The sequence below is a fragment of the Vibrio sp. 1CM24A genome (assembly GCF_023161725.1).
Taxonomy (GTDB): domain Bacteria; phylum Pseudomonadota; class Gammaproteobacteria; order Enterobacterales; family Vibrionaceae; genus Vibrio; species Vibrio coralliirubri.
Genome location: NZ_JALNTS010000004.1, coordinates 340,702 through 356,368, shown reverse-complemented (window position 1 = coordinate 356,368; position 15,667 = coordinate 340,702). Strand labels below are relative to the sequence as shown.

The following is a 15,667-nucleotide window of genomic DNA, read 5'->3' as shown; positions in this document are numbered from 1 at the left end:
TAACAACTTCTTTACAATGCTTCAGGTCAGACCTCTTAACTTTAAGGAGAAACCATGGGCAAACAGGAAGTCAAAACGCGTTCTGGAGAACGTGTTGCCGTTGTCGCTGGATTACGAACCCCATTCGCTCGTCAGAGTACAGAATTTAGCCAAGTGCCTGCGGTTGACCTAGGCAAAATGGTTGTGAGCGAAATGCTTGCAAGAACGGATGTCGATCCTGCGCTTATCGAACAAGTTGTGTTCGGCCAAGTCGTGCAAATGCCAGAAGCGCCGAATATTGCGCGTGAAATCGTGTTGGGCACAGGCATGGACATCAATACCGATGCCTACAGTGTCACACGAGCATGTGCGACCAGCTTCCAAGCGGCAGTTAACGTGACTGAAAGCATTATGGCTGGCACGATTGATGTCGGTATTGCAGGCGGTGCGGACTCTTCTTCTGTATTGCCTATCGGTGTATCGAAAAAGTTAGCGGCAAATCTATTAGCGCTGAGCAAAACGAAAACTATGGGTCAAAAGCTGAAGATTCTTAAAACGCTTTCAGTAAAAGATTTGATGCCAGTACCACCTGCAGTTGCAGAGTACTCGACCGGTTTATCCATGGGACAAACGGCTGAGCAGATGGCGAAGACCCATGGTATTACTCGCGAAGCTCAAGACGCACTTGCTCACCGTTCTCACTCTTTGGCTTCTCAGGCATGGAAAGAAGGCAAGATTAAAGACGAAGTGATGACGGCATTCCCGGCGCCTTACAAAAAGTACTTAGCGGAAGACAACAACATTCGCCACGACTCAACGGTTGAAGGCTACGCTAAGCTGCGTCCTGCTTTTGATAGAAAATACGGCAGTGTAACGGCAGCCAATGCTACGCCGCTGACTGATGGCGGCGCTGCGGTGATGTTGATGCGCGAAGGTAAAGCGAAGGAGCTAGGCTTAGAAGTACTTGGCTATATTCGTGGTTATGCGTTCTCAGCGATTGGTGTTGAAACAGATATGCTGATGGGCCCGACTTACGCGACCTCACAAGTATTGAAGAATACAGGTTTAGAGTTGTCAGACCTTACACTGATCGAAATGCACGAAGCATTCGCTGCCCAAGTTTTGGCTAACGTTAAAATGTTCGCAAGCGATGAGTTTGCACAGAAGAATCTTGGCCGCGATAAAGCGATCGGTGAGATTGATATGGAGAAGTTCAACGTGCTGGGTAGCTCGATTGCTTACGGACACCCGTTTGCAGCGACTGGCGCACGCATGATGACTCAAACACTGCGTGAACTGAAACGTCGCGGTGGCGGCTTGGCACTGAACACAGCTTGTGCGGCTGGTGGTTTAGGTGCTGCAATGATCTTGGAGGTAGAATAATGTCTACGACTCTTGATGCAACAACAGAAAAAGAAACAGTCGCTCAACCAGATTCAACGTCTGCGACTGAATCAACCGAAAAGAAATCGGCAGCATTTTCTCTTAATATCGACGAGCAGGATATTGCTTGGTTAGCGATCGATGTGCCCAACGAGAAAATGAACACGCTGCAAGCGGCTTTTGCTGAAGAAATGAAAGCCATCTTCGAGTTGCTAAAAGAAAAGCAGAGCCGAGTTAAGGGCTTAATCGTTCATTCACTAAAGCCAGATAACTTTATCGCTGGCGCTGATGTAAGAATGCTTGATGCGTGTAAAACGGCTGACGAAGCACAGTCTCTGGCTCGTCAAGGGCAGGAGATGTTCCAAACGCTGTCTGAACTACCGTACCCAGTAGTCGCAGCGATTCACGGCCCATGTTTAGGTGGTGGTTTAGAGCTTGCACTGGCGTGTGATTACCGCGTATGTACCGATTCAGATAAGACTCGTCTTGGTCTGCCAGAAGTACAACTAGGCTTATTGCCGGGGTCTGGCGGTACACAGCGTCTGCCTCGCCTTATCGGTTTGCTGCCATCGCTCGACCTAATCCTTACGGGCAAGCAACTGCGCGCTAAGAAAGCGAAATCACTCGGTGTTGTGGATGCTTGTGTGCCTGAAACTATCCTGCTTGAAGTCGCTAAGAGCTTTGTTGAAAAGAATACGGGCAGTAAAAAAGGGAAGCGTCTAGCATCGAAAAGCCAAGCGTCGACCAAAGAAAAGCTGATTTCACGTAACGGCCTTGGTCGTAAAGTAATTTTTGAACAAGCTTCTAAGAAGACTAATCAGAAAACACGCGGTAATTACCCAGCAGCAGATGCGATTTTGGACGTCATTCGTTATGGCCTTGAGAACGGCTTTGACAAAGGCCTTCAGTATGAAGCGAAGCGTTTCTCAGAACTGGTTATGACTTCAGAGTCTAAAGCCCTTCGTTCGATTTTCTTTGCAACTACGGAAATGAAAAAAGAACACGGCGCAGACGCAGAACCAAAAGCGGTTAAGCGTGTTGGTGTGCTTGGCGGTGGTCTTATGGGCGCAGGCATCAGCCATGTCAGTGTTGCTAAGGCGAAAGTGCCGGTGCGCATTAAAGACGTATCAAATGAGGGTGTACTGAACGCGCTTAACTACAACTTCAAGTTGTTCGATAAGCAGCGTAAGCGTCGCATTCTGAGCCGAGCAGGCCTTGAAAGTAAGATGCTTCAGCTTTCTGGTGGTATCGACTTTACTAGCTTTAATCACACCGATGTGGTGATTGAAGCGGTATTTGAAGACCTCGACCTTAAGCAATCAATGGTTGCGGACATCGAAGCTAATGCCAAGCCAGAGACTATCTTCGCGACGAATACGTCTTCACTGCCAATCCATAAGATTGCAGAGAAGGCGCAGCGACCAGAAAACGTGGTCGGTCTTCACTACTTCAGCCCTGCCGAAAAAATGCCGCTAGTCGAAGTTATTCCTCATGAAACTACGTCAGAAGAGACGATTTCGACGGTTGTAGCATTAGCGAAGAAGCAAGGCAAAACACCGATTGTTGTTAAAGACACGGCTGGTTTCTACGTGAATCGTATTCTTGCTCCGTACATGAATGAAGCGGCGCATCTGTTACTGGCAAATGAGCCAATTGAAAAGCTCGACAGCACGTTATTGGACTTCGGTTTCCCGGTTGGCCCTATCACCTTATTAGATGAGGTGGGTGTTGATATCGGTGCGAAGATCATTCCTATTTTAGTGAATGAGCTTGGCGATCGTTTCCAAGGCCCTGATGTGTTCGACATTCTGTTGAATGACAACCGTAAAGGCCGTAAGAGTGGCAAAGGTTTCTACACTTACAAAGGTAAGAAGAAAGAAGTCGATAAGTCAGTTTACAAGCTGCTTAAGTTGCAACCAGATCCTAAGTTGAGCGATAACGATATCGCGATGCGCTGTGTGTTACCTATGCTAAACGAAGCGGTTCGTTGTCTAGATGACGGCATTATCCGTAGCCCTCGTGATGGCGATATTGGTGCTATTTTTGGTATCGGTTTCCCTCCGTTCTTAGGTGGTCCGTTCCGTTACATGGACCAAATCGGTATTAAGTCACTGGTTGAGATGATGAACGACTTTGCTGTGAAGTACGGTGATCGTTTCGCGCCATGTGATGGCCTACTGACACGTGCTGGTTTGGATGAGTCTTTTTACAAGTAACTCTCTAGTTCGCTAGTTATTGAGCCCGTATCAAGCAATTGATGCGGGCTTTTCTGTTTAATTGGCGAGTGAAAGGAATGAGATTCCCGACTCAGTCATTCTTCCTTCTCGGGAATGACGAAAGACAGATGAAAGTAAGCTATTAGTGTTAATAGGGAAATTATGGCTAAATGCATTGCAATTGAAACTACCGTCATCTCCTAAAGCGACGAAGGAGCGTAATAGGAGATCTGCTTTTGGGCTGCATCCAATAAAAAAGGTTGATGCTTTCACATCAACCTTTGATTTCTAAAACACTCTTATCAACCAAGCTCAGTATCTTTCGGGCGCAACTGAAACTCATCAATAGAGCCAATCTCCACCCCTGCCGACAACTTCTCTTCCTCATGATGGGCATTACCGTGCGCATGCATAATCAGACGATTTGCGGTGCGTGGTTTTAGTTGGCTCACAACAAAACGCATCATGTCTGAGCGAGTTAACCCTTTAAGGTCTTCTAATACACGCTCTCTCTGGTTGAATTCAATATCCTTATTGCCTATCGCAACCCATAAGCGTTGAGCGCGTCCTCGCAAAGTCGTATCTGGTGTCGAAATCTGATTCCAGAGGCCGCGTTTACTGCTGTGCCATTGGTAGTCGTTAAGCTCTAACAACACCATATAAAAGGCATTGAGGAACTCATCTATTGAGGCTAACAAGTCTGCCGGGGCGGCATTCGGTGATTGCACATACAATACAATTCCAGGGTGTCGGTTGAGCGGCATATTGCCAGTACCGACCATGTAACCTAGTTGCTGTTTGGTACGTATCTCATGGAAGAAAGTGGCCGACATCAAATGGTTTGCCAGTGAATACAGCGCGATGTTATTAGGCGAAATATCAGGACATTGGTAATAAACCACGATCGCCGAATCATCTTGGTTGCACACCACTTCACGTTGGAAGCTACCGTTTTCACCTAGCATGATGAGCGGACGCAGTGATTCTTCGTAAGCCTGATCTTGAACACGCAGTGCATCTTTTAGCGTTTCAGCCATCTTGTGTGCATCGGCTTTTTTCCAGTCGCCATACACAAACATCTCAACATGAAGTTCCGCCAAGATTGCTTGAACAAAAGAAGAGAGCTCATCGACCTCTATCGTTTCCAGCGCTTCAATTAACACAGAATAGGGTGGATTATTTGGTTGAAGTATCCCTGTCATCGCATTAAACAGCTGCGAGATAGGACGATCTTGCGACGCGTTGTTCCAGTTTCTGATCAATTGATGCTTGATGGTTTCGAAGCGTGTTGGACTAAAGTCGCGTGCTTGGAAACGTTCAAGAATCATATTGAGCAGTTGTGGCTGCTTCTCGCTAAACCCAGACAGAGTGAGCGTTACACCGCCTTGATGGGTGTACATGTTGTAGCCCATTCCGGCGATTTCAGCCTGATACGTATCTTTTTCCAGCGAGTCTAAGAACATCTCTACACACAAGCGTGTTTTAACGATATTTCTTGGGCTAGCGACGGAGTGCGGGCTATCGATTGCGACATACACCACACCTTTAGGCACTCGGAATTGATGGTCTTGCAGATGCCATAACTTAAAGCCATCGAGCTCTTCTAACAGTTGTGGGAACTTAGCGTCACCTTCGAGTTCAGTCGGGTCTAGATCGTAGCAAATAAACGGGTTTTTGCTTGGGAGTTCAAACTGCCAACCGGGGTTAATGCACGTAAAGCATTGAACTTGTTCAGCGCTAAAAGGTGTGACCGAGTAGGGCGTAAAATACCACTTCGCTTCCCTGTCATACTCGAACCCCTGAGCAACAATGGTTGCACGCATGTTGTCGACGGTTAAATAAGGCAGCAAAGAACGCTGTAATTCGTCATCGAAATGCGACATTTTGTAATCACCATACACCACATCTCGCTCTTGGTAGTGCTGCATGTTGATAACTAGATGGCTGACGACATCAAGCGGTCTTGCTGGCTCTTGAAAGCGGAAAGCAGACTCTAGAACGGCGCGTTTTTCTAGGTAGCGCCACTCTTCTATGCCTTGTTGTTCGACTAACTTGATGTACTGGAATATCGCTTGGATGATGTTATCGGTTTTGGTTAAACCTTCTATGGTCAACGAGCAACTGACTGTGAAATCACGGTAGTTACTGCCACTCGCGCCACCACCTGCAGAGAGGGATGTAATCCAGCCTTTCTCTTTGAGTTGCATCATCAAACTGCCTTCACCTTCGTAACCTAAAAGGTGGGCAAAGAACGACAAAGGCTTAACGCCGTAGTGTTCGTCCATGCTTGGCATTGGGAAGGTTAAGATAAGTTTGCGTACTTCTTTAATTGGTTCAACGCGGACTTGTACGCCTGTGCTTAACTCGCCAATAATCGGTACTTCAACCTTTTTGCCTTGTAGATTGTGATTGGTGATCGAGCTAAAGCGATCTTCAACCCAGCTTTGCATTTCATCTAATGATTGATTGCCAGACAGTGTCAGCGTCATCAAGTCAGCAGAGTATTGTTGCTGGTGGAAAGCTAAGATCTCTTGTCGAATCGTCTCGCCGTTTCTGTCGCCCAACGTATCGATATTACCGACAGAAAACTTCGAGAATGGGTGATTGTGATTCACTAGTTCTTTGGTAACTTGGTACAAGCGTCGTGAGTCGTCGTTGAGTTTCATCTTGTATTCGGAGTCAACGGCTTGGCGTTCTTTGTCTAACGCTTCTTCGTTGAATAGGGGAGCAGTGAAAAATTGGCTGAAGCGATCGAGTGCGGTTTCAAAGGCATTCAATTCAACATCAAAAAAGAAGCAGGTGTGCTCTGTTCCTGTCCAAGCATTGTTGCTGCCGCCATGCTGGCTGATAAAACTTTGGAACTCTCCGACCTTTGGATACTTTTCAGTTCCTAAAAATAGCATATGCTCTAAGTAGTGAGCTAAACCCTCTCGGTCTGTAGGGTCATCAAAATGCCCCACATTGACGGCTAATGCGGCTGCTGCTTTTTGAGCATTTTGGTCCTGAACTAACAGTACACGTAACCCGTTATTTAAGGTTATGTAGCGGTATTGATGTTCATCATTTGGGCTTAAGTGCACAGGAGCATCTCCAGAGAAGGTGGTTTTTAAATTATGTACCCGATGATTCGGCGTGCAAACCTTGTGATCATATTTTGGGATATGAAGTGCTTTTTGGCGATTTCTAAATCACTTTTATCGATTTTTATCAGTAATTTATTTTCTTTTAACAAGATTGTTAAGAAAGTCGAACTCTTTGGCAAGTGACTTGATATAATTATTTATATTGACTGCGGTTTCTCTGGATTGAGAGCCAAACCTAAGTAGCGTTTCGCTGATATATGGGATATATCGACTTTCGACATGTTACGAAGACAGGATTGAACATGAAAATATTCATTATGCGCCACGGTGAAGCAGAACATTTTGCGAACTCGGATGCAGAACGAGCGTTGACCAAGCGCGGGAAAATGGCTTCTCTTGCAGTGGCACACGCTGCAAATGAGCAGGGGATTAGTCAATTCGATAAAGTGCTGGTGAGCCCATATTTAAGGGCACAAGAAACGTGGTTAGAGATCTCTCAGGCGTTTTCTGGAAAGAAAGTAGAAACTTGTGATGATATTACGCCTTATGGAATGTCCGACGATGTGTTTGATTTGACCTTAGCAATGGCTGAAGTAGAAAAACTAGAGACCATTTTATTTGTTTCTCATTTACCTCTAGTGGGTTACCTAACGGCAGAATTTGCAACAGGCATGGCGCCGCCTATGTTTCCCACTTCTGGCCTAGCGTGTATCGACTTCAACCTTGAGACACAAAAAGGTGAGTTGCTTTGGAACATCAATCCATAAGCTCGTTGAGCTCTGTTTGATGACAAAGTTGCAGACAATTAGAAAGGGCATCTCAATATGATTGGGATGCCCTTTGTTGTTTTTTGGTGAGAGAGAATTCGTAAACCAGAATTATTTCTCAGGAACCGAAAGCAAGACTAACAGCGCGCCATTGCCGCCAAACTCTAACGGCGCTTGGTGGAAAGCCATCACATCTGGGTGCTGTGCTAACCACAAAGGCACCTTCTGTTTAAGGATGTGTTTACCGATACCGTGTTGAACACAGGCACACGCCACGCTCTCTTTTACGCAGTGCGCAATCATCGCACCAAGCTCACGTTTGGCTTCTTGTTGAGTCATACCATGCATATCGAGATAAACGTCAGGAACGTAGACACCACGACGTAGGCGCTTGACCTCATATTTAGAGACATCATCACGCGCATAACGTGTCGGACCGTCTTCGCTAAGATGCGGAATGAACTCATCCGAGAAATAAAACTCGCTATCACTGGCTTGTCTTGCCGTTCGAGTAATTTCTTTTTGCTTGGCATTTCTTTTTGGCTGCTGGACTATGGTATCCTGTTGCAACTTTTTAACGCCCTTTACTGCATCGTTGAACAGGGCGAAATCGTCATCGAAGTCGGTGTCTTTTTTGCTCATCAGGTTATGAATTCTAATTAGAAACGTAATTAGCAGTATTGTAGCGCTTTTCGGAGACAATTTTGGATAAGATTTTTGTAGAAGAAGCGGTATCAGAACTACACACGCTTCAAGATGTGATTCGTTGGACTGTTAGCCGCTTTAACGCAGCGGGCCTATTTTATGGTCACGGCACTGATAACGCGTGGGATGAGGCAGTACAACTTATCTTACCTACTCTTTATCTGCCGATTGATGTTCCTTCGCATGTGATGAACTCTCGTCTAACGAGCAGCGAACGTCTACGTATTGTTGAGCGCGTAATCAAGCGTATTAATGATCGTACACCAACGGCTTACCTAACCAACAAAGCTTGGTTCTGTGGTCTTGAGTTCTTCGTTGATGAGCGTGTTCTTGTGCCTCGTTCGCCAATTGGTGAGCTGATCGAAGCTCAATTCCAACCTTGGTTAACTGAAGAGCCAACTCGCATCATGGATATGTGTACGGGTAGTGGTTGTATTGCTATTGCTTGTGCTCACGCATTCCCAGATGCTGAAGTAGATGCGATTGATATCTCTACCGATGCATTGCAAGTTGCAGAGCAGAACGTTCAAGATCACGGCATGGAGCAGCAAGTGTTCCCAATCCGTTCAGATCTTTTCCGTGATTTGCCAAAAGAGAAATACAACCTGATCGTATCTAACCCACCTTACGTGGACGAAGAAGATATGAACAGCCTGCCTGATGAGTTTACTCACGAGCCAGAACTTGGCCTAGCAGCGGGTACAGACGGTCTGAAATTGGTTCGTCGCATCTTAGCTAACGCACCAGACTACCTAACTGACGACGGTATCCTTATCTGTGAAGTAGGTAACTCAATGGTTCATATGATGGATCAGTACCCAGAGATTCCATTCACTTGGATTGAATTCTCTAACGGTGGTCATGGCGTATTCATGATCACTCGTGAGCAGCTTGTTGCTTGCGCTGATGAGTTCTCTATCTACAAAGACTAGGTTTCAATTATTAGGTTAGTGCCCCTATCTTAGGGCTGTAAGCTTAGAACCTGACATCTAGTAAGACGTTCGATTTGAAACGTTTTTATTTAAACGCCATGCATTGCTGCATGGCGTTTTTTATTGCCTAGATTAAAGATTTTTGTATTCATATCGAAGACGTTAAGCACAATATTTAGTTGATTAATATGAGGGCTTATTACATATTGGTGTTTAATATTTAGTCGTTTTAGTGAGTTAAGGAGGATTCACGATGAGCTTTGATACATGGATTTATTATTTATTAGCGGTGCTAATTTTAACGGCATCACCAGGCCCAAGTTCTTTATTGTGCATGACCAAAGGTGTGCAATCAGGCTTTAAATTATCGATATTTACCGCCTTGGGGAGCTTAACTGCGATTACTGGCATTCTAACCTTATCGTTTACCGGGCTAGGGGTAATTATTGCTTCGTCTGAAGTGGTATTTAATGTCATAAAATGGACTGGTGCGGCTTATCTAATCTTCCTCGGCTGGAAATCACTGCGCTCTAGCCAACAAGATTATGACAAGTTATCGGATCAACAAGGCGGTGCTCAATCTGTCAAAGAAAGCGCTGCGCAGCATTACCTAAGTGGCTTTATTGTTGGCGCGAGTAACCCCAAAGCTATCCTGTTTTTTACCGCACTTTTCCCACAATTTATTGACCCATCAATCGCTCTGATCCCGCAGTTTACCGTGTTTGCTTTGACCTTCGCAGTGATGGAATTGTCTTGGTTACTGGTGTATGCCTACTTGGGCGCGAAGTCGTCAAATTGGTTGTTTGCGAAAGGTCGAGCCAAGGTCTTTAATCGTGTCACTGGAGGTGTCTTTATTGGGGCTGGTGCACTGCTTTCGACGACCAGTCGAGCATAACTTTCTGTTTTATCAGAGAGGTGAATGATTACAGAATATTCTTGGTGCTGTCATAAAAGGTTAATATTAATGTGCTTGCTGCTTTTGACGAAAAGCCGATATATTGTAGTTACACCATCACGTTCTCAAGGAGAGACATATGCAGCATCAAGAAATGATTCAACACAGTAACTTTGGCGTAATCAGTCGTACTTGGATTTTCTCTACCCTTTCTCTAGTGGGTATTCTTGCTCTAATGTAGTCAGCTTCATGGCTCTATAGTTTTAGTTTTTATTATGAAATCACTTGTTAAAAAGTCTTCAAAGTCAGAACTCTTTCTCTTATAAATGTGGCTTTTCTCATCAGGTTAGCCACTTAACTTTTTCTTAGTCATCTTACTTCTAGTAACCTTCCCTCTATAAACAAGCGCCATCGCACTTCTGAAGTTGTTACAAAACTGTGATAATCTTAAGTTATCTTTTATCTACAGTGTATCTCTCATGTCTGTCTGGGATTCTATTTCATTTAACAATCGATTTACTGCATTACCTCGACTGTTCTATACCCCAATTCAACCTACACCGCTAAACAATGTTCAATGGCTCGCATGGAACCATAAGCTTGCGGATGAACTCGGCTTTCCGTCATTTGATGATGCTTCAGAAGAGTTGCTTGAAACGTTATCTGGCAATGCTGAACCTGAGCAGTTTTCGCCTGTAGCAATGAAGTACGCAGGCCACCAGTTTGGTTCTTATAATCCGGATTTAGGTGATGGAAGAGGGCTGTTATTAGCTCAAGTTGTCGCTAAAAGTGGCGAAACGTTTGATTTACACCTCAAAGGTGCAGGTAAAACACCTTATTCTCGCATGGGCGATGGACGCGCTGTTATTCGATCAACGGTTCGTGAGTACTTATGTAGCGAAGCGATGGCGGGGCTCAACATCCCAACCACGCGTGCATTAGCCATGATGACCAGTGACACGCCGGTTTATCGTGAGAAGCAAGAGTGGGGGGCATTATTGGTGCGTGCTGCAGAATCCCACATCCGTTTCGGTCACTTTGAACATCTGTTTTACACCAATCAGTTGGCAGAACATAAATTACTGGCTGATAAAGTCATCGAATGGCACTTCCCTGAATGCCTTGATGAAGAGAAGCCTTACGCTGCCATGTTTAATGAGATTGTCGATCGCACTGCGGAAATGGTCGCGTTGTGGCAAGCGAATGGTTTTGCTCATGGCGTGATGAACACCGATAACATGTCGATCATCGGGCAAACTTTCGATTACGGTCCGTTCGCGTTTCTTGACGAATACGACCCTCGCTTGATCTGTAATCACTCGGATTATCAAGGGCGCTACGCATTCAACCAGCAACCGAGAATAGGTTTATGGAACCTGTCTGCACTGGCTCACTCACTTTCTCCGCTGGTGGATAAGGTCGACTTAGAGGCCGCTTTAGAGCAGTACGAACCGCAAATGAACGGTTATTTCAGCCAGATGATGCGTCGTAAGTTGGGGCTACTTTCGAAACAAGAAGGCGACAGTCGTTTGTTTGAATCTATGTTCGAGCTGATGTCGCAAAACAAAGTCGATTACCCAAGATTTTTTAGAACGTTGTCGAATTTGGATACCTTGCAGCCGCAAGACGTGATTGATTTGGTTATCGACCGAGAGGCAGCAAAACTGTGGGTAGATAACTACTTACAACGCTGCGAATTGGAAAAGAGCTCAGTGGCCGAGCGCTGTGAAAAGATGAGACAGGTAAACCCGAAATACATCCTCAGAAACTACCTAGCTCAGCTAGCGATAGACAAAGCAGAGCGCGGTGATAGCAGCGACATTGACGCTTTGATGGTGGTACTTGCAGACCCTTACGCGGAACACCCGGATTATGAGCATCTTGCGGCTCTACCTCCTGAGTGGGGGAAAGCGATGGAGATCAGCTGCTCTTCATAACCAACCAATAGCGGATTAAGCCCTAAAGATTCAGATAGAGGTCACTAAGTTGTGATCTTTATCTGTTTGTTCTTCTAACTTTACAAACATGTCAATAATCAAACAATCGGCCAGCCTATACACTATGTGAATAAGTTGTAAATTTAATAGGTTTGGGCGATGCCAACAAATACTCGAATTCTCGTGGTGGATGATGATCAAGAAATCCGCGAGCTGCTGGAAGAGTACCTCACAAAATCTGGTTTCGATGTTTCTTCTGTGGGAGATGGTGTTGAACTAGAATCAGATCTGCAAAACCAAGGTTATCCAGATCTGATTCTGCTTGATGTGATGCTACCCGGTGACGACGGTTTTACCTTGTGTCAACGTGTCCGAAAACAATCGAATGTGCCTATCATCATGCTGACTGCCGTATCGGATGAAACCGACCAGATCATTGGTTTAGAAATTGGTGCCGATGACTACATCGCCAAGCCGTTTAGCCCTCGCCAGTTAATGGCGCGTATCAAAGCGTTATTACGCCGCGTTCAAGTGGTGGATGACAAGCCAAGTGATGCATTGCCAAAGCAAATCATTTTTGGTGATTGGACGCTTGATACGTTAGCGCATCGAATTTCCCACAATGAAAACTCGGAAGAGATGGATTTGTCGGGCAGTGATTTTTCTCTGTTGATGTTGTTCTTAACTCGCCCTAACGAAGTTCTTGACCGTGACACCATCTCTTTCGCTACCAGAGGCCGAGAAGCGCTACCTTTTGAACGTGGCATTGACGTGCAGCTTAGCCGTCTGAGAAGCCGATTGGGCGACAGTGGTAAATATCCTCACTACATCAAAACCATGCGCGGCAACGGCTATATTTTGGCTGTGCCTGTGCATTATGAGCACTGAGTAAGAAGTCCGTATGAAGTGGTTGAGAAGTTTAAAGCCAAATTCCTTGGTTGCTCGAACCTTGTTATTAACCTTGTTGGCGGTGGTCATTGCTCAAGGTATCGCAACTTCTATTTGGTACAGCGAATCTAAACATAAAGAACTGGAAGGCATTCGTTCGGCCTCATCGAGCATGGCGAACATGTTTGCTTCAACGGTGACTTTCTTCCAGTCTCTGCCCGTCAAATATCGCCATATTGTGTTAGATCAGATCCGCAATATGGGCGGTACGCGCTTTTTCGTCTCTTTCAATAAAGAGGCGTTGATTGTCGAACCGATCTCTGATACCCGTTTAAAAACTGCCTCGATAGAAGCAATAGAAAGCGTGCTGAGCAACAAGCTCAATAAGGTGGAATCGGTGCGCGTTGACTTCTCTCGCCCAGAGCACCTTCGATTACTTAAAAACGACATCTACTTGAGCGATCTCCCGCGATCGTGGGCACATCATACTTTAACGTTAGAACCTCTTAATCCGCCGATTTTGGTTGTTCAGATAGAATTAGCCAGTCATGAATGGGTGTATATCGCCGCGTTGTTGCCTGCGCCTTACGTCAAACTCGACGATACGATTCTCGGCAGAGAACAGGTGATCTTCTTAGTTTCCTCGACCCTCATTCTTTTGGTTTTGACTTACTTGATGATTCGTCGGCAAGTACGCCCTCTTAAAAAATTAGCAAGAGCGGCCAATGAGATGAGTATGGATATTCAGCAGCCACCACTTAATGAAGAAGGGGCAACGGAGCTGGTGACGGCGACCCGAGCCTTCAATCGCATGCAGCAACGAATTCGTCGCTATGTTGCCGACCGTGAGCACCTTTTCTCGGCAATCTCCCATGACTTAAAGACACCAATAACACGGCTTAGATTGCGTGCAGAGTTGTTGGAGAGTGAAGTAAAGAAAGACAAATTCAACAAAGATCTCGATGAGCTTGAGATGATGGTTAAAGGTGCTCTTCAGGCCGTAAGAGATACTGACTTACACGAGAACAATGCCATTATTGACCTCAATGAAATGGTGCTTGCTGTGATTGAATCTCATAACCAGTACCAAACGAAGGTTGAGTTCGAGCCGGTCGTCATTGAGCCATTGGTCGCGAAGCCACTGGCGATAAAGCGTGTACTGACCAACTTAATCGACAACGCGGTTAAGTATGGTTCCTCAGCTGTGGTAGAAATCAGCGGTGATGAGCTTTGGGTAGTCGTGACCATTAAAGACCGTGGCAATGGCATTCCAGAAGACAAGCTAGAGTTAGTTTTTGAACCTTACTTTAGGTTAGCAACGGATGATCAAGGACACGGTCTTGGCCTCGGGATCTGCCGAAATATCCTGCATGGACACGGCGGAGATCTCATTATTCGCAACTCCTCTCAAGGCGGCTTAGAAGCCAAAGTCTATATCCCAACAGGCCTAGAAGTGTAATGTAACAATTATGTTACATAGGGCTTACCTTTTGTTTCAATCCTAAAAATCAAAATAAGTAGACTCTTTATTGAACCGGACGTCGAGTCCGCTAAAACATGGAAGATAATAATGAAAATCAATAAAACCCTACTTACTCTATCTCTTCTTGCTGCCTCAACATTTTCTCAAGCTGGTGAAGTGGAAGTGCTTCACTGGTGGACTGCCGGTGGCGAGGCGAAATCTGCAGCGGTACTGAAAGAGATGATTGAAGAACAAGGCCATACTTGGAAAGATTTTGCTGTTGCTGGTGGCGGCGGTGAAAGTGCGATGACTGTTTTGAAAACTCGAGCAGTGTCGGGCAATCCTCCATCTGCCGCGCAGATCAAAGGTCATGATATTCAAGAGTGGGGTGGTTTAGGTTTTCTAACGTCTCTCGATGCAACGGCGAAACAAGAACAATGGGATGAGCTACTGCCAGAAGTGGTCACTAAAGTGATGAAGTGGGATGGCGAATATGTGGCGGTTCCTGTCAACGTTCACCGTGTTAACTGGCTTTGGGCGAACCCTGTTGTTTTAGAAAAATCAGGAGTGACGGTTCCAACGACATTAGATGAGTTCTTTGTTGCCGCAGACAAGATTAAAGCGGCTGGCTTCATTCCACTGGCTCACGGTGGTCAACCTTGGCAAGACGCTACGGTATTCGAAGCTGTAGCACTTGATGTACTAGGCAGTGAAGATTACAACAAAGCGTTCGTTGATCTGGATATGGACGTGTTATCTGGCGACAAAATGGTGGAAGTGTTCACCAAATTCAAAAAGATGCGTGATTACATCGACAGCAACTCTCCGGGTCGTGATTGGAACGTAGCAACTTCGATGGTTATCAATGGCGAAGCGGCAATGCAGATCATGGGTGACTGGGCGAAAGGTGAATTTACTGCGGCAGGCAAAGTGCCGGGTAAAGACTACATCTGTGCACCAGCTCCAGGTACTGATGGCCAATTCACTTTCAACATCGATAGCTTTGCGTTCTTTGAGCTGAGTGACAAAGAGAACCAAAAAGCGCAGCAAGACCTAGCGAAAACCATTCTTACCAAAGATTTCCAAGAAGTCTTCAACCTTAACAAAGGTTCTATCCCTGTTCGTCTAGATATGGACATGTCTAAGTTTGACCAATGTGCGTTGGATTCAATGGCAACCTTCAAAGCAAGTGCGGAATCTGGCGATCTTGTTCCGAGTATGGCTCACGGCCTAGCGACAACAAGCTACGCTCAAGGCGCTATCTATGACGTAGTGACCAACTTCTTCAACGAAAAAGATGCCGATCCAAAAGAAGCGGCGGCTAAGTTAGCGAAAGCTGTGAAAGCGGCTATCTAATCTAACTTGATAAGCGACACACAACGCACGTGAGTGACGGGTTGTGTTGCTTTACCAAACCCCC

The 15,667-nt window shown here is 45.6% G+C and carries 11 protein-coding genes; 9 read left to right on the top strand and 2 right to left on the bottom strand.

Annotated features, from left to right (window positions below; genetic code table 11):
- Positions 1–54 precede the first annotated feature (54 nt).
- Together fadI and fadJ are read left to right on the top strand one after the other, a co-directional pair.
- Positions 55–1,362 (top strand): acetyl-CoA C-acyltransferase FadI, encoded by a 1,308-nt coding sequence (fadI, locus tag MSG38_RS11460; protein ID WP_048607862.1) that lies wholly within the window; start codon positions 55–57, stop codon positions 1,360–1,362.
- Positions 1,362–3,578, top strand: coding sequence for a fatty acid oxidation complex subunit alpha FadJ (gene fadJ / locus MSG38_RS11455; RefSeq protein WP_248401898.1), 2,217 nt, complete (start codon positions 1,362–1,364; stop codon positions 3,576–3,578). The genes fadI and fadJ overlap by 1 nt, the downstream gene beginning before the upstream one ends.
- A gap of 302 nt (positions 3,579–3,880) precedes the next feature.
- Here fadJ and MSG38_RS11450 read toward each other — a convergent pair whose 3' ends face one another.
- On the bottom strand, positions 3,881–6,658 hold the full coding sequence (locus MSG38_RS11450) for an insulinase family protein (protein ID WP_248401897.1): 2,778 nt from the start codon (positions 6,656–6,658) through the stop codon (positions 3,881–3,883).
- A gap of 305 nt (positions 6,659–6,963) precedes the next feature.
- Here MSG38_RS11450 and sixA point away from each other — a divergent pair, with 305 nt between their 5' ends.
- Positions 6,964–7,428, top strand: a complete 465-nt coding sequence (sixA, locus tag MSG38_RS11445) for a phosphohistidine phosphatase SixA (protein ID WP_050651863.1) — start codon at positions 6,964–6,966, stop codon at positions 7,426–7,428.
- Positions 7,429–7,539: 111 nt separating this feature from the next.
- Here sixA and smrB read toward each other — a convergent pair whose 3' ends face one another.
- Positions 7,540–8,070: an endonuclease SmrB gene (smrB, locus tag MSG38_RS11440; protein WP_017064096.1), complete on the bottom strand. Its 531-nt coding sequence runs from the start codon at positions 8,068–8,070 to the stop codon at positions 7,540–7,542.
- 62 nt (positions 8,071–8,132) lie between these two features.
- Between smrB and prmB the strand changes: the two genes are divergently transcribed.
- The 6 genes from prmB (at position 8,133) to MSG38_RS11410 (ending at position 15,603) form a co-directional block, all read left to right on the top strand.
- Positions 8,133–9,065 carry a 50S ribosomal protein L3 N(5)-glutamine methyltransferase gene (prmB, locus tag MSG38_RS11435; RefSeq protein ID WP_017060640.1) on the top strand — a complete coding sequence of 311 codons (933 nt, stop codon included), beginning with the start codon at positions 8,133–8,135 and terminating at the stop codon, positions 9,063–9,065.
- Positions 9,066–9,318: 253 nt separating this feature from the next.
- A complete protein-coding gene (locus MSG38_RS11430; RefSeq protein WP_248401896.1) occupies positions 9,319–9,960 on the top strand; it encodes a LysE family translocator in 642 nt (213 codons plus the stop codon).
- Between the two features lie 479 nt (positions 9,961–10,439).
- The gene (locus tag MSG38_RS11425) at positions 10,440–11,897 is read left to right on the top strand and encodes a protein adenylyltransferase SelO (protein WP_248401895.1); all 1,458 of its coding nucleotides are present in this window, start codon (positions 10,440–10,442) and stop codon (positions 11,895–11,897) included.
- A 159-nt stretch (positions 11,898–12,056) separates the two neighbouring features.
- Positions 12,057–12,785 (top strand): response regulator transcription factor, encoded by a 729-nt coding sequence (locus MSG38_RS11420; RefSeq protein WP_248401894.1) that lies wholly within the window; start codon positions 12,057–12,059, stop codon positions 12,783–12,785.
- A 13-nt stretch (positions 12,786–12,798) separates the two neighbouring features.
- Positions 12,799–14,244 (top strand): ATP-binding protein, encoded by a 1,446-nt coding sequence (locus tag MSG38_RS11415; protein WP_248401893.1) that lies wholly within the window; start codon positions 12,799–12,801, stop codon positions 14,242–14,244.
- A 111-nt stretch (positions 14,245–14,355) separates the two neighbouring features.
- Complete coding sequence (locus MSG38_RS11410) at positions 14,356–15,603, top strand: ABC transporter substrate-binding protein (protein WP_048664276.1); 1,248 nt, start codon at positions 14,356–14,358, stop codon at positions 15,601–15,603.
- Positions 15,604–15,667 lie beyond the last annotated feature (64 nt).

Excerpts from the sequence above, each read along its gene's own strand:
- smrB (WP_017064096.1), bottom strand. The coding sequence starts at position 8,070 with ATGAGCAAAAAAGACACCGACTTCGATGACGATTTCGCCCTGTTCAAC.
- MSG38_RS11420 (WP_248401894.1), top strand. The coding sequence starts at position 12,057 with ATGCCAACAAATACTCGAATTCTCGTGGTGGATGATGATCAAGAAATC.
- fadI (WP_048607862.1), top strand. The coding sequence starts at position 55 with ATGGGCAAACAGGAAGTCAAAACGCGTTCTGGAGAACGTGTTGCCGTT.
- MSG38_RS11415 (WP_248401893.1), top strand. The coding sequence starts at position 12,799 with ATGAAGTGGTTGAGAAGTTTAAAGCCAAATTCCTTGGTTGCTCGAACC.
- MSG38_RS11430 (WP_248401896.1), top strand. The coding sequence starts at position 9,319 with ATGAGCTTTGATACATGGATTTATTATTTATTAGCGGTGCTAATTTTA.
- MSG38_RS11410 (WP_048664276.1), top strand. The coding sequence starts at position 14,356 with ATGAAAATCAATAAAACCCTACTTACTCTATCTCTTCTTGCTGCCTCA.
- fadJ (WP_248401898.1), top strand. The coding sequence starts at position 1,362 with ATGTCTACGACTCTTGATGCAACAACAGAAAAAGAAACAGTCGCTCAA.
- MSG38_RS11425 (WP_248401895.1), top strand. The coding sequence starts at position 10,440 with ATGTCTGTCTGGGATTCTATTTCATTTAACAATCGATTTACTGCATTA.
- sixA (WP_050651863.1), top strand. The coding sequence starts at position 6,964 with ATGAAAATATTCATTATGCGCCACGGTGAAGCAGAACATTTTGCGAAC.